The 25,733-nt window shown below is 41.9% G+C and carries 24 protein-coding genes; 9 read left to right on the top strand and 15 right to left on the bottom strand.

Translation table 11 applies throughout. The annotated features are described in order from the left end of the window. Positions 1–56: 56 nt before the first annotated feature. Positions 57–1,694, top strand: coding sequence for a high affinity choline transporter 1 (locus tag WJR50_RS17415; RefSeq protein WP_341294582.1), 1,638 nt, complete (start codon positions 57–59; stop codon positions 1,692–1,694). A gap of 22 nt (positions 1,695–1,716) precedes the next feature. On the opposite strand, the gene WJR50_RS17410 is transcribed toward WJR50_RS17415, so the two are convergent. From WJR50_RS17410 to WJR50_RS17380, 7 genes are all read right to left on the bottom strand, one after another. Further along, a complete protein-coding gene (locus tag WJR50_RS17410) occupies positions 1,717–2,013 on the bottom strand; it encodes a type II toxin-antitoxin system RelE/ParE family toxin (RefSeq protein ID WP_341294581.1) in 297 nt (98 codons plus the stop codon). Then, positions 2,010–2,261 carry a hypothetical protein gene (locus WJR50_RS17405; RefSeq protein ID WP_341294580.1) on the bottom strand — a complete coding sequence of 84 codons (252 nt, stop codon included), beginning with the start codon at positions 2,259–2,261 and terminating at the stop codon, positions 2,010–2,012. Before WJR50_RS17405 ends, WJR50_RS17410 begins: the two co-directional genes overlap by 4 nt. Before the next feature lie 141 nt (positions 2,262–2,402). Further along, positions 2,403–3,893, bottom strand: a complete 1,491-nt coding sequence (locus WJR50_RS17400; RefSeq protein ID WP_341294579.1) for a GMC family oxidoreductase — start codon at positions 3,891–3,893, stop codon at positions 2,403–2,405. A gap of 17 nt (positions 3,894–3,910) precedes the next feature. Continuing rightward, positions 3,911–5,362: a betaine-aldehyde dehydrogenase gene (betB, locus tag WJR50_RS17395; protein ID WP_341294578.1), complete on the bottom strand. Its 1,452-nt coding sequence runs from the start codon at positions 5,360–5,362 to the stop codon at positions 3,911–3,913. A 219-nt stretch (positions 5,363–5,581) separates the two neighbouring features. After that, positions 5,582–7,141, bottom strand: coding sequence for an FG-GAP repeat domain-containing protein (locus WJR50_RS17390; protein ID WP_341294577.1), 1,560 nt, complete (start codon positions 7,139–7,141; stop codon positions 5,582–5,584). A 126-nt stretch (positions 7,142–7,267) separates the two neighbouring features. Beyond that, a complete protein-coding gene (locus WJR50_RS17385; RefSeq protein WP_341294576.1) occupies positions 7,268–8,242 on the bottom strand; it encodes an NAD(P)-dependent alcohol dehydrogenase in 975 nt (324 codons plus the stop codon). Positions 8,243–8,456: 214 nt separating this feature from the next. Continuing rightward, complete coding sequence (locus WJR50_RS17380; protein ID WP_341294575.1) at positions 8,457–9,203, bottom strand: VIT1/CCC1 transporter family protein; 747 nt, start codon at positions 9,201–9,203, stop codon at positions 8,457–8,459. 162 nt (positions 9,204–9,365) lie between these two features. Between WJR50_RS17380 and WJR50_RS17375 the strand changes: the two genes are divergently transcribed. Continuing rightward, a complete protein-coding gene (locus WJR50_RS17375) occupies positions 9,366–10,778 on the top strand; it encodes an aldehyde dehydrogenase (RefSeq protein WP_341294574.1) in 1,413 nt (470 codons plus the stop codon). Between the two features lie 105 nt (positions 10,779–10,883). On the opposite strand, the gene WJR50_RS17370 is transcribed toward WJR50_RS17375, so the two are convergent. The 4 genes from WJR50_RS17370 to WJR50_RS17355 form a co-directional block, all read right to left on the bottom strand. Beyond that, positions 10,884–12,014 carry a monodechloroaminopyrrolnitrin synthase PrnB family protein gene (locus tag WJR50_RS17370; protein ID WP_341294573.1) on the bottom strand — a complete coding sequence of 377 codons (1,131 nt, stop codon included), beginning with the start codon at positions 12,012–12,014 and terminating at the stop codon, positions 10,884–10,886. Positions 12,015–12,035: 21 nt separating this feature from the next. Then, positions 12,036–13,079, bottom strand: coding sequence for a methyltransferase (locus tag WJR50_RS17365; RefSeq protein ID WP_341294572.1), 1,044 nt, complete (start codon positions 13,077–13,079; stop codon positions 12,036–12,038). A 100-nt stretch (positions 13,080–13,179) separates the two neighbouring features. Further along, positions 13,180–13,578, bottom strand: a complete 399-nt coding sequence (locus tag WJR50_RS17360; protein WP_341294571.1) for a hypothetical protein — start codon at positions 13,576–13,578, stop codon at positions 13,180–13,182. Positions 13,579–14,016: 438 nt separating this feature from the next. Further along, positions 14,017–15,357 carry an amylo-alpha-1,6-glucosidase gene (locus tag WJR50_RS17355; RefSeq protein WP_341294570.1) on the bottom strand — a complete coding sequence of 447 codons (1,341 nt, stop codon included), beginning with the start codon at positions 15,355–15,357 and terminating at the stop codon, positions 14,017–14,019. 296 nt (positions 15,358–15,653) lie between these two features. Between WJR50_RS17355 and WJR50_RS17350 the strand changes: the two genes are divergently transcribed. The 7 genes from WJR50_RS17350 (at position 15,654) to WJR50_RS17320 (ending at position 21,450) form a co-directional block, all read left to right on the top strand. Next, positions 15,654–16,436 carry an SDR family NAD(P)-dependent oxidoreductase gene (locus tag WJR50_RS17350; protein WP_341294569.1) on the top strand — a complete coding sequence of 261 codons (783 nt, stop codon included), beginning with the start codon at positions 15,654–15,656 and terminating at the stop codon, positions 16,434–16,436. 34 nt (positions 16,437–16,470) lie between these two features. Beyond that, the gene (locus tag WJR50_RS17345) at positions 16,471–17,322 is read left to right on the top strand and encodes a fumarylacetoacetate hydrolase family protein (protein WP_341294568.1); all 852 of its coding nucleotides are present in this window, start codon (positions 16,471–16,473) and stop codon (positions 17,320–17,322) included. 107 nt (positions 17,323–17,429) lie between these two features. Beyond that, positions 17,430–17,762, top strand: a complete 333-nt coding sequence (locus WJR50_RS17340; RefSeq protein WP_341294567.1) for an L-rhamnose mutarotase — start codon at positions 17,430–17,432, stop codon at positions 17,760–17,762. Positions 17,763–17,845: 83 nt separating this feature from the next. Further along, positions 17,846–18,682: an amidohydrolase family protein gene (locus WJR50_RS17335; protein WP_341294566.1), complete on the top strand. Its 837-nt coding sequence runs from the start codon at positions 17,846–17,848 to the stop codon at positions 18,680–18,682. 28 nt (positions 18,683–18,710) lie between these two features. After that, on the top strand, positions 18,711–19,496 hold the full coding sequence (locus WJR50_RS17330) for an L-fucose dehydrogenase (protein WP_341294565.1): 786 nt from the start codon (positions 18,711–18,713) through the stop codon (positions 19,494–19,496). Positions 19,497–19,551: 55 nt separating this feature from the next. Continuing rightward, positions 19,552–20,658, top strand: a complete 1,107-nt coding sequence (locus WJR50_RS17325) for an Ldh family oxidoreductase (protein WP_341294564.1) — start codon at positions 19,552–19,554, stop codon at positions 20,656–20,658. 153 nt (positions 20,659–20,811) lie between these two features. Next, positions 20,812–21,450 carry a hypothetical protein gene (locus WJR50_RS17320; protein WP_341294563.1) on the top strand — a complete coding sequence of 213 codons (639 nt, stop codon included), beginning with the start codon at positions 20,812–20,814 and terminating at the stop codon, positions 21,448–21,450. Positions 21,451–21,947: 497 nt separating this feature from the next. On the opposite strand, the gene WJR50_RS17315 is transcribed toward WJR50_RS17320, so the two are convergent. The 4 genes from WJR50_RS17315 to WJR50_RS17300 form a co-directional block, all read right to left on the bottom strand. Then, complete coding sequence (locus tag WJR50_RS17315; protein ID WP_341294562.1) at positions 21,948–22,997, bottom strand: cytochrome-c peroxidase; 1,050 nt, start codon at positions 22,995–22,997, stop codon at positions 21,948–21,950. 10 nt (positions 22,998–23,007) lie between these two features. After that, a complete protein-coding gene (locus WJR50_RS17310; RefSeq protein WP_341294561.1) occupies positions 23,008–23,775 on the bottom strand; it encodes a DUF3050 domain-containing protein in 768 nt (255 codons plus the stop codon). A 355-nt stretch (positions 23,776–24,130) separates the two neighbouring features. Continuing rightward, positions 24,131–25,252 carry a cytochrome-c peroxidase gene (locus WJR50_RS17305; protein WP_341294560.1) on the bottom strand — a complete coding sequence of 374 codons (1,122 nt, stop codon included), beginning with the start codon at positions 25,250–25,252 and terminating at the stop codon, positions 24,131–24,133. Positions 25,253–25,271: 19 nt separating this feature from the next. After that, a complete protein-coding gene (locus WJR50_RS17300) occupies positions 25,272–25,604 on the bottom strand; it encodes a hypothetical protein (protein ID WP_341294559.1) in 333 nt (110 codons plus the stop codon). Between the last annotated feature and the right edge of the window lie 129 nt (positions 25,605–25,733).

The following is a 25,733-nucleotide window of genomic DNA, read 5'->3' as shown; positions in this document are numbered from 1 at the left end:
CTTTTTTCTACACACAGATTAGTACTAGTTTATGAGCCCAAACCATTTGAGGGCTTTTGTCAAATCAAACTATCGTCCATTTCTACAAGATGTCATCTACACTATTCAAAAAACTACTTCCTTCCATTGCCATTATGATTATCCTGCTGCTGCTGGGTGCTATCATGCACTGGATGGGCAGGGCGGTTTACTGGCCGGGTTTTATTGCCATGATGTTTTTCTACGCTGTGATTTTTTACATTGGTACTTACGCAGCCTCCATGAAGGGAGAGGAGAACGAAAACAGTGTAATGCTGGCGGGCAGGTCAATACCTTTAGGCGTAGCTGTATTTACCATGAGTGCTACCTGGGTGGGTGGCGGATACATCAACGGCACTGCCGAGTACACCAGTTCATCAGGAATAGCCTGGGTACAGGCACCCTGGGGATATGCGCTTAGTCTCATTATCGGAGGCTTATTCTTTGCCCGTAAGATGCGCCGTTACGAATTTAAGACGATGGTTGATCCATTGGAGCAGCGCTTTGGTAAAAAAGTAGCTGCGGTACTTTCCTTACCAGCGATTTCTGGTGAGCTGTTCTGGACATCAGCAATTCTTACTGCGCTGGGCACTACTTTTGGGACAGTTTTGGGGATGGATTTTGTTCCCTCCATCATTGTTTCGGCAGCAATAGCCATTGCTTACACTGCCTTGGGAGGCCTTTGGGCTGTGGCCTTTACTGACGTCATCCAAATGATATTATTGCTGGTTGGACTGACACTGGTCATCCCCTTTGCTCTGGACAAAGTAGGTGGCTGGGAGTATGCCTGGAGCACTTATAAGGAAAACAAAGGTATTCTGGCCAATCTACTGCCCCCTTTGGATGGCTGGAAAAATGAAGCCTGGGGAGATTATTACTGGAACTGGTGCGACTCTGCCCTGCTTCTGATCTTTGGGGGAATTCCCTGGCAGGTATATTTTCAAAGGGTACTGGCTTCTAAGAACGAGCAGGTAGCCATGCGACTTTCCATCATAGCAGGCTTTGTTTGTTTACTGGCAGCCATTCCGGCCATCATGATTGGCGTGATTGGTAATGTAGCGGATTGGAATGCTTTTGGGGTAGCACCTCCTGAAGAAGCTGCACTTACGCTACCTTATGTGGTCCGATATCTGACTAACCCTATCGTGGCTACCATTGGGCTGGGAGCCATTGCCGCCGCTGTCATGTCGTCGGTAGACTCTTCTATCCTTTCTGCTTCCTCTATGGCTTCCTGGAACCTTTACCGCACCTTGCTGAGGCCCAAAGTAGATTCACAAACTTTATCGCGAGTGATCAAAAAGGTAATCTGGATCATTGGGGTATCGGCTACGCTGATTGCCCTGCAGGTGAAAAGTGTTTACGCCCTCTGGTTTTTGTGCAGCGACTTTGTCTACTGCATTTTATTTCCTCAACTGGTTTGTGCCCTTTTTGACAAAAAAGCCAATCGTTACGGCGCTATAGCCGGACTTATTGTCTCGGTATTCTTACGATTTGGAGGAGGCGAACCCACTTTAGGGCTGGCAGGTATCATTCCCTTCCCTATGACGTTGGAAGATGGCACAGTGCTTTTTCCTTTCCGTACTTTAGCAATGGTCAGCGGATTACTTACTATTTTGCTGGTTTCCCGTTTGAGTCAGAAACAATGCCCACCCCAGGCTCTGCGTAAGCTGGGGTAACCTAAAGTTTAAGGTTGCAACTTTATTCTTCAGGGGCTTGGCTGGTGTGATATATATTCAAAATAACTACTTGCTGTTCTCTAACCTGATAAACTATCCGGTAGCTCCATCGGAAAAAGCGTCTGATATTGCCTGGGTTTTCAGGATAATATTCATCCAACTGATAAATTTCTGCTTGTTCTGATAAACTCTTGGTAATGCGTATAATTTCCTGACGTACTTTCCATGCCTGTTGTGGTGATATGTCATGCAAGTAAGCGTAGTGGCGATCTAAAGCAAATTGGGCTTTAAGTGTCCAGACTACTTCTCTCTTGTTCATGGTTTTGCCTGCTCAATAGCCTTTTGGCTTATAACTTCCCCACGATCTGCCTGTTCAATAGCCTCGTCCAGATCTTTTCGGTAAGCTTCTCGTGAAAGCGCTTTTCCATCTGCTGTATAGGCCACTGTTTTTGCTTGTTGTTGGGTTAAATTCTCAAAATAAACCCGCAATTGGTTCAAAACTTCTATATCATCGGTTTCTACAATATACTGGTGAAGTGTAGATTTAATTTCTGCGATAGTTGTCATAAGCTTTTTTCTAAAGATAACGCTTTTCAATTAGTGAAGGTGCAAGATAAACTCACTTGAACTGAATCTGTAAATATGAAAACATGATATTTATAAGCCCACCCCAAGTGCTACGTAAGCTGGGGTAGGCAATTATTTTTATTATTTATCCTGAAGAATAAAGTCAGCGCAGCGTTCGCCTATCATCATACAGGTGATGCATGGATTGATGCTGGTGATGGTTGGAAAAACGGAAGCATCCGCGATCCGCAAATTTTGAATTCCTTTCACCTTCAGGCGAGAATCTGTCACCGCCCTTTCATCTTCTTCAGCACCCATCTTACAGGTACCAGCCGGATGATAGACCGTGTTGTGCGTTTTGTAAATATATTCTCTGATCTCATCATCAGTCTGTATCTCAGGCCCAGGAGCTAGTTCGCTTTTGATCCAGGGTTTTAGTGCAGGCTGCTCAGCGATCTTACGGGCAATTTTGATTCCTTCCATCATCACCTGAATGTCATAACTCTCTGGGTCAGTGAAATACTTAGGGTCAATCAGAGGTGCATCTTGTGGATTGGCTGAACGCAACCTGACTGTACCTTCACTTTTGGCCTGCATGACGTTGGGAGTAAGTGAAAAGGCCTGCTCTGCGGTTGGGTAACCGGCAGGCACAGTATGCATATCAAAAGCTTCGGTGCCAAAATGAAACATCAGGTCGGCTATGGGAAGATCATTTTTGGTCTTGCAAAAAATACCAATCTCATACTTCTGAGCGGTAACCTCTGGCACTGGCTGAGCAGATTCCCACATAATCACCCCCTCGGGATGATCTACCAGATGCTCTCCTACTCCCGGAAGATTTTGTACCACAGGAATGCCGATTTCCTTAAGATGCTCGGCCGGACCTATGCCGGAAAGCATGAGCAGATGAGGGGTATGAAAAGCACCGCCGGAAAGGATTACTTCTTTCTCTGCCTCAAAAGTCCCTTTGTTGGTTTCTACTCCTGTAACCTTTTTATGCTCATCCATAAGAAGTTTGGTAGCGAAGGTTTCCGTGATGAGGGTCAGGTCTTCGGGAATCTGATCATAAGGATGCAGATAAGCTACCGAACTGGAATGTCTTAATCCTCCTTTTTTGTTCAGCGAAAACCATCCGGCACTATGGTGATAGTTTCCCTGCTCAAAATCCTGTGCAGGAATACCAAATTGTTCGCTGGCTTCAATCATGGCTTTGCCGCAGGCATTTTCGGAGTCTGACTTCTCCAGATTAACCTTTTCCAGTACTTTGTCATAGAATAGCCGAACTTGCTGCGGTGTCCAGTTTTCCACACCTAGCTTCGTCCACTCCTCAAAATCATAGTCAGGAGCCTGGAAGGCAATGGCAGAGTTATGCGAACTGCACCCTCCCATCACTTTAGCTCGGCTGTGACGCATATTGCTATTGCCGTGTTTTTGTGGTGCAATAGTAAAATCATAGTCCAGGTCACCTTCCAGCAAGGTAGACCACTGCTTCAGTTGCAGTACATCTTCCCGTTTTTCATCCGAGATTCCGGCTTCTATCAATAACACTTTCCCAGCTTTTTTTTCGGCAAGACGGTAAGCCGTAACCACACCGGCGGTTCCTCCGCCCACGATGATATAATCGTATTTCATTCGTTTTTAATAGATTTTCAGAATGGATTGACCATTTTATCCATGGCCACATAAACTGTTTTTATTTGTGTATAATGTTCTATGGCTGCCAAACCGTTCTCCCGACCAATACCGGATTGCTTGTACCCACCAAATGGAATTTCTACCGGATTGATGTTAAAAGTATTGATCCAGCACATGCCAGCTTCCAGGCCAGCCACCATGCGGTGGGCTTTCCTCAGATCTTTGGTAAACACACCGGCAGCCAAACCAAAAGGTGTATTATTAGCTCTTTGTAATACCTCTTCCTCTTCCTTAAAGGTTAGCACTGTCATCACCGGACCAAAGATTTCTTCTTCCACGATGCGTAAGTTGTCTTCAGGAGCCACAAAGATGGTGGGCTCTACAAAATATCCGCCTTCACAACCTTTTACTTCTACCTGCTTTCCTCCGCATGCCAGTTCAGCACCCTGCTCCTGCCCCAGGGAGATATATTGCATCACCTTTTCAAAATGATCTTTGCTGATCAAAGCGCCTACCTGCGTATCTGGATCGGAAGGGTCACCTACTTTGAGGGCTTTAGTATGCTGAATCAGCTTTTCCATAAAAGCTTTTTTCACTGATTCATGCACAAATACCCGGGTGCCGTTGCTACAAATCTCTCCCTGCGTATAGAAGTTGCCCAGCATTGCGCCAAAAACCGCTTCATCCAGGTCAGCATCATCAAAAACAATGATGGGAGACTTGCCCCCTAATTCCAGCGTAACCTTTTTTAATGTGGTAGCAGAAGCAGCCATCACTGCTTTTCCGGTGCCTACCTCTCCGGTAATGGATACTTTGGCAATGTCAGGATGTCCGGTCATCATCTGACCCACTACCGCATCACCCTGGATAACATTAAAGACCCCATCGGGCAGACCTGCTTCGGTAAAAATTTCTCCCAGCTTAAGGGCGGTGAGTGGCGTAAGCTCGGCAGGCTTAAAGATCATCACATTGCCGCAGGCCAGAGCCGGAGCAGCTTTCCAGCAGGCGATCTGGATAGGATAATTCCAGGCACCGATTCCGGCACAGATCCCCAAAGGCTCCCGGCGGGTATAGGCAAAGTCGCCACCCAGTTGAATATGATCCCCGTGCAGGCTGGCAGCGATTCCGGCATAGTATTCCAGGCAGTCTGCTCCCGAAATCACATCTACTTCCAATGCTTCGCGAATAGGTTTTCCCGCGTCCAACGTTTCCAAACGTGCGAGTTCGTCATTACGCTCCCTCAGAATTTGAGAAGCTTTGTGCAAGATACGTCCCCTTTCAGTAGGCGACATGGCTGACCAAACTTTGAAACCTCGCTTGGCGGATTCAATAGCCTTTTCAAAATCATCGGGAGATGTTCCGCTTACTTGGTGAATAGCTTCTCCGGTGGCAGGATTATAATTCTTAAAGCTTTGTCCTGATCCTTGATAGTGCTGATTATCTATGTAAAGTGGAATATTTTTCATACAGCAAAAGTACGAAAAATTAAGGGGAAAGGGGCATAAATAGCGGATTAAGCTGCTTCCCTGAGTTTACAATTATGTATACCATTTCTCAAAATTAATAGAAGTATGCCATGCACTTTTCATAAAAAGTCTTGCCCACTTAACTAACCCCTGGCTTTGCCTAAAACTGCATATACATCTAATAAGGCCAGTTGGTAAAAATACCATCTAAAGTAAAAATCATTTACGTATCGTATTCTCCAACAGAACCACCGAAGGACTTTCTTCTATCCACTTCTGGTACAAGCCAGTGATGTCTCCTTCAGGAAAAAAACTTACAAAAGCGCCAAGTGCCAGATCAATATCCCCATCCTGATCCATATCGTTGGCATCCATCACCATCCAGCGTCCAGCGGTAGATTCAGGAAAGGAGAAAGCAGTGAAATCCATCTCACCACCATTTTGCAGATACACAAAGCTTTCTTCCGGTGTTCGCGAATAATCAGGAAAAAAAGAAATAGCGGCAATATCCATATCTCCATCCTGATCAAAATCCCGCGCCAGTGCTTTGTATGCTCCATTCAGCGGATAAAACCAATGCTCCTTAAACTGAAAGTTACCATCATTGAGGTAAATATATATTCCGTGATAATCCTTGAGAACAGGCGAAGTATCCGCATTGTCGCCACAGGTATAGAGAATATCCAGATGCCCGTCCTGATTAAAATCTACCAGCTCAAAATAGGTTGAGCCGTTGAGCGGAGAAAATGTAAGCAGCGGCTGTGCTTTCAAAAAACCACCCGGGCTGTTTTTGAACAGAAAGATACCTTCCTGCGCCTGCGCCATTAGCGCAATGATGTCCGGCAGACCATCCTCATCAATATCTTTAACTACCGTAAGTGTAGCGCCTGGTTCTTTTTTCAAATAACGAATATTGTATTGGTTGTATCCCATATTTTCATACCAGGCTAGCTTACCCAGTAGGTTGCCGAAGTCACAAACCAGTATGTCCGTTCTGCCATCCAGGTTAAGATCACTATAAGTGACATGAACCGGACGTTGCAATTTCTCCAGTAGCATGCTTGACCTATCAGGTTTCTCTTCCTGACTTGCACTGAAAATTTTCTCCACTACGCCCTGCGCATGATCGGAAGGAAATACCTTCTTGCCGATGGTCGTAAGATATGCCGTATCATTCAGAACCTGATAATCAACCGGGGTTCCCGGCATAAATACCTCGTACTGCTTTTCCATTTCCTGATTCAACATCACCAGGCGGCTTACATTGTCTTTGCCATCAGAGAAAGCAATCTGTGCGCGTTCGGGAATGATTTTGACCATCGTACAGAGCGGTGGCCTTACCGAATATTGAGAGGGCTTATAGGTAAAATGTGGTAAACCGATTTGGATGGGCTTTTCTTTAGAGGAAACAGCTAGGGTTTCAGGTGAATTTTCAAGATAGTAGTTTACAATTTTTTCCCAGTCTGCTTGAGCAAGAATAGGCTCCAAAGGATAGATATTGGCATTTTGCACCACTTGGCGCGCTTTGCCCTCTTCAAACAGACTATCGGGAGGACCTGAACCCTCAAAGATACCCATACGAAAACCCATGGCAGGAAGGACATGCTTTTCCCACACTGCTTTGGGCAGTTGATCAGGAGATACATAAGCATGACAGCTTCCGCAATGCTGTGTAGCCAGGGCGTTTCCGGGAAGATTGCTTTCCTTTTTTTCTTCAGTCTGTTGATTATGACAGGCAATGCCCAGCAACAGCAGAGCAGACCACAATATCTTCCTCATGTTTACTTGATTTTGCTCATAAAACTAGGCAAAAAGAAAAGCTATGCAAATGTGTAAAGTATTGTTAGGCATTCCTGTCAGGCGAGAGCACATGCTAGGTTAGAAACCTTCTTTTGATGTTTGTTACTATGCTTTGGTTCTTACCACAATTTTACCTTTATGCCTACCCTCACCAAAATACTGAATCAATCTTGGGACTTCCTCAAGAGAATATGGACCATCAATTTCGCATTTGATTTTGTTTTGCTTTACAAGCTCACAGATATAGTCCAGCCCTTTATTGGGCTTCAGACTAAGAATCTGAAGTTTTTTCTTTGAGAATAGGCTTATAAGTTTACCCCAGAAAAGCACATTGATTAAGCCCCCGGGGGTACCGCCAATAGTAATATATCTACCGTGTGGCTTTAGCGCTCTCAAATAAGAGAAAGGGAATTTGTTGGTTTTACAATCCAAAATCAGATCATACTGCTCACCGGTTTTTGTAAAATTTACCTGCTTATAGTCCATGACTGCATCAAATCCGATTGACTTCATCATTTCCAGTTTCTCCTGAGCATCCACTCCGCTTACATGGCAATGGTAAAGCTTTGCTAATTGTAGCCCTATCGTTCCGACACCACCTCCTCCACCGTTGATTAAAACCTTTTCACCCTGCTGAATTTTTCCTACGTCTCTGAGGGCTTGCAAAGCGAGCGTGGATGCATGAGGAAGGGCGACAGCTTCTTCAAAACTGATTGCTTCAGGTTTCCTGATTACAGCATTTTGGTTGATGCACATATATTCGGAAAAAGTTCCGAATCCATACTCCGAGGTATCACCCATCACTGCATCACCAACTATTAGATTTTTGACATCAGCACCAATTTCTTCAACCTTTCCTGCCAGTTCCATTCCTGCTATTTGATGCTTCGGTTTGAAGAAACCAAAAATCAGTCTGTACAAACGAGGTTTGCCACTCACAAGGCTCCAGTCATAGTCATTGACTGCGGTAGCCTCAATTTTTATAAGCACTTCATTTTCTTTGGGAGATGGTTTTTCTATTTCTCTCAAAGAAAGAACTTTCTCAGGAGGTCCGTATTTCTCAAATTGGATGGCTTTCATTTTTATGTAATAGTATGGGTAGAAGCAATGGCGAAACTATGGTGTATCAACGCTAAGTGTGTATTTGTAATATTATACAAATGTATGTTTATAGCCTTCAAGAACAGGCTTGGAGCTATTTCTTTAGAACACAGGCAAACTCCAGTTCTTTTTTTTGCCCAGACTACTTGGGTAATGCTTGCTTTGTAGTTTAAAAAAGCTTTTTATCTACCTCTTAACTCACCATTTTTTCCAGTACATTTCCTACCCAATACGCTAACACAGCGGCTGACGCACCTAATAAAAGCGTCTCCATAATACTACGAAAGCGGTTGGTCTGGTTTACAAAGCTCTTTAACCATCCAATCCCAATGAAAGCCAGGGAGGTTAAGATACTGGCAATCATGAAGGTATGTTGTATGTCTACTCCCTGTAGATAATTGTAAACGTAGACAATCAAAGGAACTAAGCCTACGACTATAAATGAAAGAAAAGTCACCAAACCTATTGTCCAGGGTGATTTGGTTTCCGGCGTCATCTCCAGTTCCTCTTTCATCATAATATCCACCCAGCGGTCTTTGTCTTCGGTAATCTTAGCCACTACCTGTTCTAAGAGTTCACCTTCAAAACCTTTGGCCTCATAGATTTCTCTTACTTCTTCTACTTCTTTTTCCGGTAAATTATCCACTTCCCAGTACTCAATATTTTTATGTTTTTGGTAATTATCCCTTTCTGTTTTGGTAGATAAGTAGGCACCGACCGACATAGAAAACCCATCTGCAATTAAATTGGCAAAGCCCAGAATCAATACCACGGCTGCGCCTAAATCTGCTCCTGCCGCACCTGCAACTACGGCAAAAGTAGTGACGCTACCATCTATTCCACCGTATACGAATTCACCCAGATAATCCTGAAATTTGCCCAGAGAGGTATTGGCCCCGTGCAGTTTGTCTTCAGACTTCGGCTTCTTCTGATTTATCATTTTTTCTTTTTTGACGAATATAGCCATAGTCTATCTAAATCAGATGAGACTTTCACAATTTGAAACTGATTCAAATAAACATCGGGATGCACGGCAAGGTTGTTTTTTTAAACTTGAACAGCAAAATTTCAGTAAGATGATAAGAATAAAGATCAGAATAAAATGAATACAGCAACTGTACAACAAAGGCGGAATGAAACTACTGCCAATGCATATTTTGAAGATAAGAAGACATTCTTTGCTTCCGGTGCTACGCATTCATATGCCTTCAGAAAAGAGCAGCTCCAAAAGCTTAAAGGCGCAATTGTAGGTTATGAGTATGACATTTGTCAGGCGCTCAAAGCCGACTTACATAAACCTGATTTTGAAGCATTTACCAGCGAAGTAGGACTTTTGTATGCTGAGGTTAATCACACCTTAAAGCACTTAAAAAAGTGGATGAAGCCGGAAAGCGTAAAAACTTCACTGGTACATTTTCCCTCCAAAAGTAAGATTTACAAAGAGCCGATGGGGGTCAGCCTGATTATTGGTCCCTGGAACTACCCTTTTCAGTTATTAATAGCCCCGCTGATTGGTGCAATCGCCGCCGGTAATACAGTATTGCTTAAACCCTCAGAGCTTACTCCCTATACTGCCAACGTTATTGAGGATATGATCAGCCATACTTTTGACAGAAAATATATTAGTGTAATTCAGGGAGAGGGGGCTAAAGTGGTTCCTCAACTAATGGATCAATATCGTTTTGACCATATTTTCTTTACCGGAAGTGTTCCCGTAGGAAAAGCTATCGCAAAACAAGCTGCTGAAAAACTTACTCCGGTAACTTTAGAATTAGGGGGTAAAAGTCCTGCCATAATAGATCATACTGCCAACCTTAAAGTCGCTGCCCGAAGGATAGCCTGGGGAAAGATATTTAATGCCGGGCAAACCTGCGTAAGCCCTGACTATCTGCTCTTGGAAAAAACTATTAAGGATGGATTTATCGCTCACTTTCGTGATGCATTGGAGCAGTTTTATGGTGATCTTCATCCTGACCATCAAGACTATGGACATATTCTAAATCGTAAGCGTTTTGATACGCTGGCTGCGTACCTTGAACAGGGCAAAATTATTTATGGTGGCAAAACTGATGAAAAGAATTTGTTCATTGAGCCTACCCTTATGGAAGATGTAGATATGGAGAGTCCAATTATGAAGGAAGAGATTTTTGGACCTATTCTTCCTGTATTGACATTTTCAACTTATGAAGATGTGATAGAGACAATCTCCAAAAATCCTCATCCATTATCACTTTATCATTTTACTTCTGACAAGAAAAATGAAAAGCTAATCCGAAGAAGTGTACAATTTGGAGGAGGAGCAGTAAACAATACTATTGTTCATTTGAGTAATCCTGACCTGCCTTTTGGGGGAATCGGAAGCAGTGGCTATGGTGCCTATCATGGTAAGCAAAGTTTTGATACATTTAGTCACCGAAAAAGCATCATGAAAACCGGTACCTGGCTAGACCTACCTCTACGTTATCCACCTTACGAAAAAGGTAAGAAAAAGCTGGCTAAGCTATTTATGCGTTAGCAATGTAAAACTGTGCTTAGAACAGGACACTTGGCCTGGAATCTATTTGCTGGTCTAATGACAGGTAATAAAAAGCCTCTCTGATAAAAGAGAGGCCCTGCTATTTTATGACTGAAATGGCTGTCTTTCTTCGTACCAATGAATGCTGTTTTTTAATCTTTCCAATGCCTGTAGATTAAGATTCAGGATATAATGTAATATACCAGGTTCGTAACCACCACTACCTTTTTCTCGATAAGCATCTTTGGCAGCGTGTTCATAGGCCTCATCTGCCATCTTTTTGTGAGGTGCTCTGAAGCTCTTTAGTAAGTTAAACAACTTAACAAGTCTCCGGGCACTGAACAGCCGTATTTCTGAAATTTCATTTGCATGATCAAGTTCTGAGATACACTTATTCACCAGGCTGGGAAGATGCCGATAAGCATCATACAGTTCTCGCATTCCTGCCTGATTATAGGGTAGATAAGCTTGTTTAAACTCATCATAGTCAGTATCTTCGAGATCGCAATTCCAAAGCATATGATCAAAAACAAATACTGGCATCTCCACAGCACCCGGTCCTAGATATTCCCGATCGTTCAGTTCAATAGGATCAAAATAAAACCTAAGCTCCTCAGCAAAGTATTGAGGACTTACATTTCTTTTGGCATTGACTATTCCTTGAACCATGCCATCAAAATAAGTAATTACCCTTTCGCACGTAGGAATAAAGTCTTCAGAACTTAAAGGGATGTGGTACAAATCATTGAGCGAGCGAATGGCTTCATGCAAAGGATGTATAGCGATGCTGACACTTTTGATTAATTGTCGCTCATCTTCAGTGCCAGTATAAGTGCGCTGCCGTTTTCCTTCAGGGTTCCATCTCACATAGTGGATCAAGGTATCTCTGGGAGGCAAATCAGTAGTTTCGGCTAAGATATTAAGTTTGACTTCCAGTTCTGGAATCACATGCACAGGCTCTACGCCATGGCGTTTCAGGGAGCCAAGCATAATCCCAATATCGCGCATTGCCGCACATGCCTCATAAAAATCCATATCGGTTGCCTCTTTTACAGATGGAAGCATATCTACCAGCATTAGCACCAGTGCTATTGTATCTTTTTTCTTATTTAGAGAGGGTACAGCTTTTAGTCGGTCGTCTGATTGCAGAGGATCAAGGCAACAGATATACTGGTCTATTTTCTTTTGTTCCTCAAAAGTAGGAATACTCTGAACCTCAAGCGAAATTGTTTTCATAGTCATATTCCAATTTTGAGGTTATTTATAAGCTATTGCTGCACTTACCGGACCACCTAAAGAAATGAATTCTACAGAACTAAAACCTGCATTACTTGTCCATTCTTCGTATTGTTTCTGCGTGTAATTAAAACCACTATCAGACTCAATAAGCATATTCAGTGACATTAGTAAACCGAAGGTATTTTCTTTACGCTCGTTATCCAGAATCATTTCTATAGCTACCAGACACCCTCCTTCAGGAAGCGCATCATAAGCTTTGGCAATCAGCATCTTCTTCTTCTCCAGGTCAAAACTATGCAGTATGTTTCCCATAGTTACTATATCTGCTTTAGGAAAAGGCTCATTGAAAAAATCACCATTGAGTATACTTACCTGATCTGAAACGCCATGCTTTTCAGCAGTAGCTTTGGCAAAAGGCTCCAACTGTGGAAGATCAAAAGTTGTACAATGCATATGAGGCTGCTGTTGTGCAACCAGTGCAGAGAGAAGTCCGGCAGAACCTCCAGCATCTACCAGAGTTTTGTATGCAGAAAAATCAAAACGTTCTGCGAACGCCATAAAGCTCAGTTTCTGTATACCTGACATTGCCTCAGTAAATTGGGCCAAAGCTTCCGGTTTTTCGTAAATAGCCTCAAAGGATTCTTTACCTGTATACTTGACCTCATTCTGAGGTTGACCAGTTCTCAAGCCCTCTTCCAAATCTCCCCAGAATTTGTACTCTCGGTCATTAGCCATTTCCAGAAAGCCTCCCAGATAACTAGGCTGACTTTTATCAAGAAACATCGCAGTGTCAGGAGTATTTTGATAAACAGCAGTGGTCCCACTACCAATTCTTTCTAAAAAGCCTAAAGAATATAAAGCATCAAGAAAATCACGTACATACAAACCTTCTTTATTAAGCCCGAGCTTTAATTTTATCTGCTCAGCATTTAGAGGGTTTTCACTTAACAAAGTGAATAAGCCCAGCTTGGTAGCAGCAAGTAGTGTTTTGGATGACCAGAAGCTTAATCCGACTTGAATGATTTTAAAAGGATCAACCTGAACAGGGGTGGTAACTGACATGATACTTTAGGTTTGGGTGAAAAGAAAATAATTGTGAAGATTATATGAAAAGGAATAAAAAAACCGGAAAGGAAAGCTCTCCGGTTTTACAAGAGATTGACTATTCGTTTAACCAATCAATACAGTCTCTACGTGTGTTAAATGTTTTTACCTTGATGTTACCCATCATGGTAGCTGAGTTTACATTGTCTACTGTGGCTTTAGCAAATACGTCTTCCGATACTAAGACCGCTAATTTTCTTAAGCCTGCTTTATCCAGAGCAGGAAAAGCTTCAGATACCAGATATCCCTGAACTTCTTTGGAAAGAACTTTTAGAGTACTTTGGTCGCTCAAATGTTTAGTGATTTTATTTTTTCTCACATAATCTACCATTGAATCGCAACCTTTTTTAGTGCTTTCCAGATTTAGAAATCCACTCCATTTTGCAATGATGATACCTTCCTCAGTAGTAATTTCTGCACATTTATCTGCGTAAAGTGCTTTGCTAGTTGTAATCATAATTTTGATGAATTAGATGTTTGATATTTTTGAGGACCAAATTACAAAAGAGACATGCAGAAAAAAGGACAAAAAATAGCTTCACATGAGGATGAAATATTTTTTGAGTTTTGCCCCTTCATACTTCCGTGAAATAGAGCTAAATATCACATAAAACCACAGAAAAGAGATTAATTACAAAAAGACAGGTTTACAACTTGATGTAATATTTGGCAAATTAGTATATATCAATTATAGGAATGTGATATATGCTTATGTAAAAAAGTAATTATTACTCAAAATTATTGTAAGCATGTGGTTTAATTTTTACTTCATTAATTCTTATAATTTTGAGCAAAACAATAAAATTTAAGTGTTTACACTTTTTTATGTAAGTGTTTATAAACAAAAAGCCTTGGAGAAATTCTCCAAGGCTCATCAGTGGATTTCATATCAAAATTATTCATTCAGCAAATCCAAACAGAGGGCGGCAGACCAGGAAAATTGATGACTACCATACCCTTGTCTGTTATTTACTACATCTTTTTTAGGGTCAAAATACTCGTAAAAACCATAGTAACTAATTAGCTCAATAGAATCTGACTTCACCATTGCAGCTTCCTGCGAATAGCCATAACTGTTAAGTCCGTGATAGAGCATCCAGTTCATATTGATCCAAACCGGTCCTCTCCAATATTTTTTAGCATCAAATTTACTACTCAAAGGAGTAAAAGAGGGACATAAATAATAAGGCAGATTGTCATTACTATGAAACTTGGGCCCCATCAATGTATCTACCATTTTCTTTGCCTGATTCTCGGAAGGAACATTTGCATAAAGCGGCATCAGGCCGGAAGAAGCTTCCATCTCAATTTTTTTCTCATTGATTAGGTCATAGGCATCATACATACCTGTACTTTCATTCCACAGTTTGGAATTCATAGCCGAGATAGACTTTTCATTCCAGTTTTTGAACTCCTTTGTATCTTCTCCAATCAAAGCCCCCAACTCTATCATTGCCTGGTTGGATCTGATCAAAATGGTGTTGAACAGCGGATCCTGAACCGCAAATGGAGTCAGCTTGAAAATTTTATCTTCCTGATAATCCCCTTTTCTGAAAACATCAATCAGGTAAATGTAACGATCATAATCCAGGTTGGTAGGGCGATGCTCGGCATGTCCTGCATTTAGATCTTTACGAGTATAAGGAGGCACCTTCACTTTTGAGAAATTAATAGTTTCAAGGGGAGCATCCCAGGTGGGTGAGTTATCATTTCCAGATTCCCAGGGGTGACGAATATAAACCAGGCCTTCATTATGGGGGTCACGCTCATTGTAGAAGTAGGCATGCATAGCCTTGATTTTGGGAAACATTTCCCTGATAAAGTTTATCGCTTTTCCTTTATCTTTTACAAGCTGATACATACGTTGCAATACAAAGCCATGTACGGCAGGATTTGAAATCCCTGAAGTTTCCACCTCTTTAGGAGCATCAAAAGATCTCCAGGTTTCCCAGAAGCTGATACCTGGAAAATACTGACCATCTCCTTCAGGATTAAAAATGATATGCGGAAGCATACCGTTGGCCCATTGCCCGCTGAATAGATGCCTTAACTCCGACTCAGCCTGATCCATATCAAAATGAGCATAGCCAATGGCAATAAATCCTGCATCCCAATTCCACTGATGGGGATACAATGCCGGGGCTGGTTTGGTGAACTTCCCTATTCTATTGTTTAACAATACGTTTTTAGCTTCTTTAATCAGAGCTTTTGAATCCACCTCTGCTATAGCATTCATATTTATCTATTGTTTCTGGATTTTAGCTTTTTTTTTATCAATCTGCTCTACTATTAATAACTATGTCTGAACAGAAAGTTCAAATTTTACTATTTCAATAATAAAATTAATCAAATAATATAATTACAGTAATTAATGAATCATAAGTTCTTAAAAAATTATCACTTTCATAAATTTGCTTTCTATCAGCCAGCGTGCTATACAAAAAGTATCATGCAAATCTGCTGTTTATTTGTAGATTTGGTGAACTAGCACAACATATATGCCTTTTTTTGGATTGAATACCTATTTTTCTCATGCAAGCATTTAACCTTTCTCAAAAAGTATCCATAATCACAGGTGCAGGAAGTGGCATCGGTAAAAGTATAGCAGAAGTTTTTTCTCGTCACGGTGCAAAAGTGTATATCTTGGATGTTGACGAAAGTTCTGCTCAAAAGGTAGTGGAGCAAATTACCTCAAATGGTGGTGAAGCAATCTACAAATTCTGCAATGTTGCTACACAAGCAGAAGTTAAGCAGGTAATACAACAGATTGCTGAAGAAAACACCAAAATAGACATACTGGTCAACAATGCAGGCGTAGCGCATATTGGTAACGTGGAGACCACGACCGAAGAAGATCTTGACAGGATTTATAGCATTAACATAAAGGGTGTTTACAACTGTTTACATGCCTGCATCCCTTATATGAAATCGCAGGGAGGAGGTGTAGTACTCAACCTGGCATCCGTAGCATCAGTATTGGGTATTGCCGATCGCTTTGCTTACTCTATGAGCAAAGGAGCGGTGCTCACCATGACTTTGTCAGTAGCCAAAGATTATATAGCAGATAACATTCGCTGTAATAGTATTGCTCCCGGGCGTGTCCATACTCCTTTTGTAGACGGATTTTTAAAGAAAAACTATCCGGGCAAGGAAAATGAGATGTTTGAAAAGCTCTCTAAAACGCAGCCTATTGGAAGAATGGGGAAGCCAGAGGAGATTGCTCACCTGGCATTGTTTCTCTGTTCAGACGAAGCAGGATTCATCACCGGCAGCAACTACCCCATTGATGGAGGCTTCATTACGCTCAACAGTTAATAAATAGTACCTAACCAATAATTTAAGCTAACTCATGAAATTATTTCGCTTTGGAAATCCCGGATCAGAAAAGCCGGGTGTGTTACACAACGAACAGAAACTTGATGTGTCAGGATTTGGAGAAGACTTTACGGAAGAGTTTCTGGCTAATGATGGTCTTAATAGACTTGAAAAATGGCTGGATGATAATATCAGCAACTGCCCACAGGTGGGTGAGCAGGAAAGACTGGCTCCTCCTATCCATAAGCCGGGAAAGATCGTATGTATCGGTCTCAATTATAGAGATCACGCTGCTGAGAGCAAAATGGAGCTTCCTGTGGAGCCTATCATTTTCTTCAAAGCTACGTCCTCTATTGTTGGCCCCAATGATGACCTGATTATTCCCAAAGGAAGTAAAAAAACTGACTGGGAAGTAGAATTAGGTGTTGTGATTGGCAAGAAGACAAGTTATGTAGATGAAGCCAATGCTATGGACTATGTAGCAGGCTATGTATTGCACAACGATTATAGTGAAAGAGCTTTTCAGCTGGAACGTGCCGGGCAGTGGGTGAAAGGTAAAAGCTGTGATTCTTTCGCTCCCCTTGGTCCCTATGTAGTTACAAAAGATGAGGTAGCAGACATCAATAACTTACGCTTATGGCTAACCGTCAACGGGGAAACCAAACAGGATGGCAGCACGGCTGACCTGATTTTTAAGATTCCTCATCTGGTAAGTTACCTCAGTCAGTTTATGACCCTTATGCCGGGAGATGTTATCTCAACCGGTACACCGGCAGGAGTTGGTTTAGGCTTCAACCCTCCACAGTTTATCAAGCCTGGTGATGTGATTGAATTAGGTATTGAAGGACTTGGATCGTCCAAACAAGTAGCCAAAGCATACAAATAGCTTGATAGTTCTTAGTGCGAAAGTGTTATGGTAGCCTTGGAAAGGTGTTGTTCTTAATACAAAATACTATAACGCTATCGCACTCTAACACTCAGAACCATTGAATTATGAAAGACTTTGCCATGTCGGTTAACCTGAAAGATGAGGAGGAAGCGATAAAGCAATACGAGCATTATCATGCACATCCCTGGCCGGAGGTAATAAGTTCTCTTAAAAAGGTGGGCATCCTTGATATGAAAATCTATCGCCTGGGTAGAAGACTGTTTATGTTTATGCATACGGAAGATGACTTTGATCCCGACGTTAACTTTCCAAAATATCTGGAACTGGATGAACGATGCCAGGAGTGGGAAGATCTGATGGGCAGTTTTCAGGAGCCTCTACCAGAAGCTGGTCCGGGAGAAAAATGGGTTCAGATGAAAAAAATTTTTCAATTCTAAGCTGACGCAAAATTTTAACAAGCAGGGGCAAAAGAATAATTAGAGATTGGTCTTTACATTTTTGTCTTTTGGTAAATTAGGATATGCTTAATATAGACGCTCATCAACATTTTTGGAAATATGATCCCGCAAAACTTGGCTGGATCAATAATGACATGCAGGTCCTCACAAGGGATTACCTCCCACCAGATTTAAAGGCGGAAATGGACAAAACAGGCTACGACGGCTGTGTAGCGGTGCAGGCTAGCCAAAGTGAAGCCGAAACTGACTATTTGTTAGACCTGGCAAAGCAGTATGATTATATCAAAGGTGTGGTAGGTTGGGTAGATTTGTGCGATTACAATGTAAAAAGCAGACTGGCCCATTACGTAAAGTACCCCAAACTTTGCGGTATCAGGCACATTGTGCACGATGAGGCAGATGATTATTTTCTGCTTCGGCCAGATTTTATGCGAGGAGTTAAAATGCTTAATGATTTTGGCCTTAGTTATGATATTCTGATCTTTGAAAAGCACCTGCCTGTTACTTTGCAATTTGTATCTTACCTCCCAGAAAGCCGATTGGTTGTAGATCATATCGCTAAGCCGAGAATCGCTGCTGCCGAACTTTCTCCCTGGAAAGAAAATATGCGCTCACTGGCTGAGTACCCTAACGTATATTGTAAACTCTCCGGGATGGTCACTGAGGCAGACTGGCATAAATGGAAGCCTGATGATTTTAATCCCTATCTTGATGTTGTTTTTGAGGCTTTCGGTACCGATAGACTAATGATCGGCTCCGACTGGCCTGTATGCCGTCTGGCTGGTGAGTACGAAGAGGTGATGGCCGTTGTGGAAAGCTACATCAGCCAACTTTCTCAGGATGAACAGGCAGCGGTACTAGGCAGAAATGCTATAGATTTTTATCAACTTTCTACATAAACCACAACCATTAAATTTTTTCTCCTCTATGGATCTCAACCTGACAGACAAAGTGATCATCGTAACCGGCGGTGGCAGCGGCATAGGAGAAGCCATCGTACGCGAATCCGTAAAAGAAGGAGCAGTACCTATTATCGTTAACCGTAGCCTTGAAAAAGGAAAAGGGCTGGAAGAAGAGCTTCTTGCAAAGGGCCATTCCTGTCTGTTTGTCCAAGCTGACCTTAGCAAAAAAGAGGCTTGTCAAAAAGTAGTGGATGCTACGGTAGAGAAATTTGGAAAGATTGATGTATTGGTGAACAATGCCGGTTATAACGATAGTGTAGGGCTAGAAAAGGGCTCACCAGAGCAGTTCATGCAATCCATACAAAATAATATATTTCATTACTTTACACTGGCACATTATGCCCTACCCTACCTGATTAAAAGTAAGGGAAACATTGTCAATATCAGTTCCAAAACTGCTATTACTGGTCAGGGCAATTCTTCAGCTTACATTGCCAGCAAAGCCGGACAATTGGGATTAACCCGAGAGTGGGCGGTAGAACTCCTTCCCTATGGCATTAGGGTAAACGCAGTTTTACCCGCTGAAGTCATGACGCCCATGTATCGCGGATGGCTGAATACTTATGAACATCCGGAAGAAAAACTAAAAGAGATTACCAGTCGGATTCCGTTGGGTCAGCGAATGACTACCGCTGAAGAAATTGCTTACACAGTGCTTTTCACAGCTTCAGATAAATCCGCGCATACCACGGGGCAGTACCTTTTTCCTGATGGAGGCTACACCCATCTGGACAGAGCGATTGGCTCCTGATTTACCTTTGTACTTGTCTTTAGGAGATATGGTGAAGCGATAAAACAATACAGGCATGGGCAATATTATAAGTTACACATTCACTTCAGCTTATCTAAAAAATTTCACCAAAGAGGTATTCAAGCACTTTGGCGTTCCTGATCAAGACGCAGAGCTGGCTGCTGATGTACTGGCTACCAGTGACCTCCGCGGAATTGAATCTCATGGGGTGGCACGCTTACAAACCTATGTAGGACTCCTCAAAGCAGGTAGAATCAATCCCACGCCCAATCTTAAAATTGTAAGACAAAAACCCAGTACGGCTACAGTGGATGGCGGTAATGGATTAGGCCTTGTAATAGGGCCAAAAGCCAACGAAATAGCTATGGAAAAAGCAGAGCGAGTAGGCTCGGGATGGGTTGGTGTACGAAATACTAATCACTTTGGCATCGCCGGATACTATCCGATACAAGCTCTTAAACGGGACATGATTGGCTGGGCAATGACTAACACCACCAAAATTGTCACACCGCTCTGGGGTATGGAGCGTATGCTGGGCACTAATCCTCTTGCCATCGCTTTTCCCGGACTTGAAGAACCTCCTATCGTAATTGACATGGCAAGCAGTGTCGCTGCTTTTGGTAAAATAGAAATCGCGAAGCGGGAGCAGAAAGCGGTACCTGATGGCTGGTGCATCAATAGTAAAGGACATGAAACCAATGTAGCTGAAGAAATGATTGAGGGCGGAGCACTTCTTCCTTTAGGAACCAATCGTACATTAGGAGGGCATAAAGGCTACGCTCTGAGCGCGATGGTAGATATACTATCAGCTGTGCTTAGCGGAGCCAACTGGGGACCTTTTACTCCTCCATTTACCATTCAACAGACTATGCCGGAGAGAAGTGTGGGTAAAGGTATCGGCCATTTCTTTGGTGCAATGCAAATAGACGGCTTTATAGAAACCGATGAATTTAAACGGCAGATTGATGACTGGATTCGTACGTTCAGGAATACCAAAGCCGCCCCTGGTACACAAGGCCCTTTAATACCCGGCGACCCTGAACGAGAAGCCGAAAATATCAGACAGGTCAAAGGCATTCCCTTGATTAAACCGGTAGTGGATGAGTTGATAGAAATATCGCGTACAACAGGGGTGCCTTTTAAACTCAGTGAAGCATCTTAATTTTGAGGCGTTCTGTCATTTCATTTTCAAAATTCCCCATTAACTGTACCTATTCAAAATTATCTTCGTAGAAGATAGGAGGGTATAACATTTTTAGACACAATTTTTCTGAGTTTGCCTTAATCTTATTTTTTAGCCTAAATTTTTTATTCTATGTCAGACATCAACAACAATAATAACCAAAGAAGAAAAAGAAGGTCAAGATGGGTTATTCCGACCGTCATTGCAGCAGTCATTGGGTTTGTGGTTATCCAATTGGTTTTACTGGATGAAACGAGAGAGCAGCAAATCACTGATGAAATTGAGGAACGCACTGAAGTTCCTGAAAGTGAAAGAGAAGTTGACTCTTCAAACCAGGCTTTTCAGTCAATTGACAAATACCTTGTATTTGTAAGTGAGAACAACCCGGAGGATGATAGTTTTCTCCTTGGTGATTATGTTTCAAATGCCTTGGATCATCTTGGTGATGCCTTGGAGGAACTTTCTGCAAGCCCGGAAATACAGCTCAATAAAGCTACTATTACCCAACTGAAAGAGCAATCCAATAAAATTGCTGATGCTGAGGAGCAGGAAAAAGCTACTCTGGTAAAAACTTACTTCGTAATGGTAGCTGAAACAATTGAGTCACTGAATATTGAGGACTCTCCAGAACTGCAAGCCGAACTCAATACCCTGCAGAATATGATTGATGATATTGATACTGAAAGCGTGATAGAGAATCAAGATGAAGCAGTAAGCCAGTTTTTGGAGCAGACTGGAATTGTATTAGAATTAATTGAAGGAGAAGTTTAATATCATATTCTCCTTCCGTCAGTCACAGAAACCCTCCAAAAAGAAATAAACGAAAACAGTAAAAACTGAAAATATTTTATTTCGGATTTTGTATTCATTACAAAATCATATTTGTGCCGGGGAGGCTTAAACAAAAAAAAGCTTCAAGCCTTAAATATAAGACAGAAGCTTCAATTAAGTGTAATAGATTGTTGTAATAGAGCGAAAAAGTGCGAGCAAGAATTAAATAATCAGTAAATGATCTTAATTCTTACTACCAATATATGAAAAATTACCTGAATAAGATAAATTATTTTGAAAATTTTTTAAATTTCCCTGATTTAGCTATTTATTTAAATTTATTATTTATTAAGTCCTATTTAGCATTGTTTCTATTCACTGACTGATTAAACTTCTAGTCATTTTCTTAAACATTTTTTAAGAGTAATGAAGTGCTGAATGAAGATTTATACAGGGTCACTGGAGCGGGAAGATTGTAGCATAGCCTGATCAGCAAATCAATCTGTTACAACAGTCTGATCATTTAAAGTCATGAGGAAGGCTAAGATTGTTTCTTTTTCCTGGGCACTTAAGGGGATGCCCAACTTATCACCATTCTTTCTAAATAGTGAATCAAGAAAAGGAGAATCCTTTACTCCTGTAGCATAGTGATCCAGCACTTCGCTCAAAGACTGAAAACGCCCATCATGCATATAAGGGGCCGTGTGTGCCAGATTTCGTAAGCTTGGGGTCTTATAGGCACCTATTTGTGTGGAATCAAAGGTAACACGAAACCTGCCCATCAATATTCGCTCTTTATCCTCCGAGAAAAATTGATCCAGTCCATTATTATGATAAGAAAAATCAGTAAAGAAATCATTTTTTCCTGGCTCAAAAGCATGACAGGCGGCACATTTCTCTTTGACCAACTCCATACCTTGTCTTTCCACTGCCGTTAACTTTCCACCTTTCTCATCCCTAACATAGTGATCGTAAGGGCTATCTGCACTGACCAAAGTGCGCATGTACTGAGCCAGTGCTCGTGCAATCAGCGCTGATTGAATAGAATCGGTATCAAAAGCATTTTTGAATAATACCGGGTAAGAAGCATCTCGCTGAAGTTCGCCGACCAGCTGATTGAGATTTTCCCCCATTTCATCAGGATGAGTGATAGGTCCGAACACTACTGATTCTAAGTTTTTTGCACCACCGTCCCAGAAAAGCCCATCATTCCAGGCTACATTGATTAATTGTGGTACATGTCTGTCCAGTTGGTGACCACTTACCCCCTCGCTACTCAGTGCCTGACCATCTGTAAAAGACAGGGAAGGTATATGGCAGCTTGCACAGGAAATTTGATTATTGACAGATAGTTGGGGATCGTAAAAAAGCTTTTTTCCTAAAGCTACACCTTCTACTGTAGTGGGATTATGCTCAGGAACAGGCATAGGCCATTGGAAGTTTGCCGGAATATCTAAAGTAAATAGTCTTGTTTTATTTTGGTCAGCAGCACAGGCAAACAGAAAGCACAATAACAAATAGAAACTAGCTATGCTAAATGCTTTCATATATCTGAATTTATGTAATGGCGTTGGCAATACCGTCCCACAAGTTTATTCTCGCTTTCAAGGCCTTCTGAGATACTTTATAACATTGATTCCACTTCTGCTGGTCATCCCCACATAAGTCTTCCATCATCTGTATTGCCATAGGCCCATGTTCATCAGCGTCCAGCTCTATATGACGCTCCAGATAATACACAAAATCCTCCAGATTGGTATGATGATTTTTCTGGATATCTTTTACAAGTGAGGTAAACATATCGGGAATCAGATCTTCTCTACCCCAGGTAAATACTGCAGCAACTTCGTGTAAAACTCCTCTGTCAATAGTCTGAAAGGTAAAGCCAATAAATGCTTTGACCTGACTGGGGAGTTGCAATGAAGCAATAACCTGAGCAAGCGGTATACCTTTGCGAAGCATGGTTTCCAGTCTCTTGATCAGCGAATAATCAGCTCCTGCCTGATCCATTGCCTGAAGGTATAACTGATAATGGCTGGCGGGTCTTCCATGACGGTCTATATCTGTTTCTTCACCCAGCACAATTTCGTTAATCATTCTCGCAGTTGAGGTATGCTGTGTCGGAAGCCAGGGATGCTGAACGCAGGTTAGTTCTCTCTGTAAAAATTTGAGCAAAGACATAAAGTCCCAAACCGCAAATACATGCTGCTCCATAAAAGTATGCAAATGCTGGGGAGACTTGATTTTTTGATAAAGTGGATGACTTACTAGCTGCTGTTTTAAAGGTGATAGTCCGTTTTCTATTCTTGCGATATGTACATTCATAAACTATTCAACACTTTTATATGGTAAACTTGCTGGAAGCATAGCTATCGTGGACAAGGATCAAATTTATTAGCCTGAAGTTTTGAATTCAATCCCCGGATCAGATTGCGTTCTGGTACAGTTCTCGGCCCTAATAGTTACGTACATTTTCTGTAGTTCAGATCTTACCAACTACACAGCCAGACCTTTGTCTGATCATTAGCAGCCTCCTATGCTTCTAATAGTATAAACTTATAATTGGTATTCCAGTTCCATGCCATGGCTTAACTTAAGCTTAAAGCACCAGTTTTTTTTGAGGCATTAGTAGTATTGCCAACTTCCAAAGAACTATCTGCCCTTAAGGTCAGAGTGATGGCTATTGTTCTCCTTGTGTAAACGGATTTGAGAAACGTTCATCTTCAATAAAAGTGCTATCGGTAAGCATATGCAAAAAAGCCAGTATGGCTTCTTTTTCTTCTGGCAAAAGATGCAGTTTTATGGGCTCCCCTTGTATGATAGTTTCATTACTGGCTTCCTGTATCAGAGGATCAAGGGTACTACTTATTTGAATATGTTCATCATAGTGCGCAAGCACTTCTTCCAGCGTATTGAATCGGCCATCATGCATATAGGGAGCAGTTAGCGCAATATTTCTCAGAGAAGGAGCACGAAATTTTCCTTTGTCAAAAGCATTTCCAGTAAATCCTGCCAACCCATCTTCCAAATCACTGTCCTGGTCCAATCCATTGTTATGAAAACCATTGAAGGCATCAGCAGCCCCACCGGTAAATGGGCCAAGATGGCAATCACCGCAGTTTCCTCCTCTAATTCCCTGAGAAGGTTCGGGATGGGTAAAAAAGAGTGTCATACCTTTCAGTTCAAGATCTGTAGGCTCGTACTCATTGCGCCAGTAGCGATCCAGTTTGGATTGATTGCTGATGAGAGTTCGCTCAAACTGAGCCAGGGCTTTGAGAAGATTTTCTGCAGTAATGCTATCCGAACCAAAGGCTTCAAAAAATTTGGGCGGATAAATTTGTGTTGTCTGCAATCGCAATACTGCTTCATTTACATCAGCTAAGCCCATTTCCAAAGGATTGGTCAACGGCCCCATAGCCTGTTCTTCCAGGCTAGCTGACCTGCCATCCCAGTTCAGATGACTAACCCACAGCAGATTGTGCAGTGACATTGAATTCTTGTTGACCTGTCCACCATTCACTCCCTGCGGAAACTGTCTCCCGTCAGTAAAGGCTTTATCTTGCTGATGACAGGAGGCACAGGATACGCTTTGATCAACGGATAACTGTTTCTCATAAAAAAGCATGCGCCCTAATTCCACTCCTTCTTCTGTTAATAAATTATCGGCGGGTAAGTTTACCGCATCAGGAAAGTACCATGGTAGCTCAGGTTGATAAGGGGTAGGATCGTACACAAGCTCTCTTTCCGGCTCATTTTCACTACTGCAAGCCAGTGTAAATAAGAGCGAAAAAAGGATGTACACACTGTAGGGATATAGGTAGCTAAGGGGTTTCAATGTATTGTAAAATGTCTTCAGCTTTTTGAATGCTGTCTAGCATTTTCTCTCTAACAACGATGACACTCTCCTTTTCTGATACAAGCGCTTCTATAATTTCCTCATGTTGCTTGCCTTCAACCTGAAATTCACTGAAACGCTTACAGTTCATCATCGCTTTATCAGCCTTCTGTAGATCATCGTTAAGCTTTTGTAATGAGTCTACTGAGAAAGTAGCTATTGTTCCTTCACTTTGTAAACTGTCAATGAGTATTTTTAATTTCTTTTGCAAGCGAAAAATGCGAGTCATTTCAGGCATCACTTCATTATGTATAGCCATAACCTGACCCTAAAGAAAATTCTGACCCGACTCCTCTTTATCACTCTCGGCATGCGCTTGCTGAGGCACAGGATTACAAGCAAGCATTACAAGCAAGCATTACAATCAGCAAGAAGAGCAGAGCCTATT

This window comes from Catalinimonas locisalis, assembly GCF_038039535.1.
Lineage (GTDB): Bacteria > Bacteroidota > Bacteroidia > Cytophagales > Cyclobacteriaceae > Catalinimonas.
This window is presented reverse-complemented; position numbering and strand designations above follow the sequence as displayed.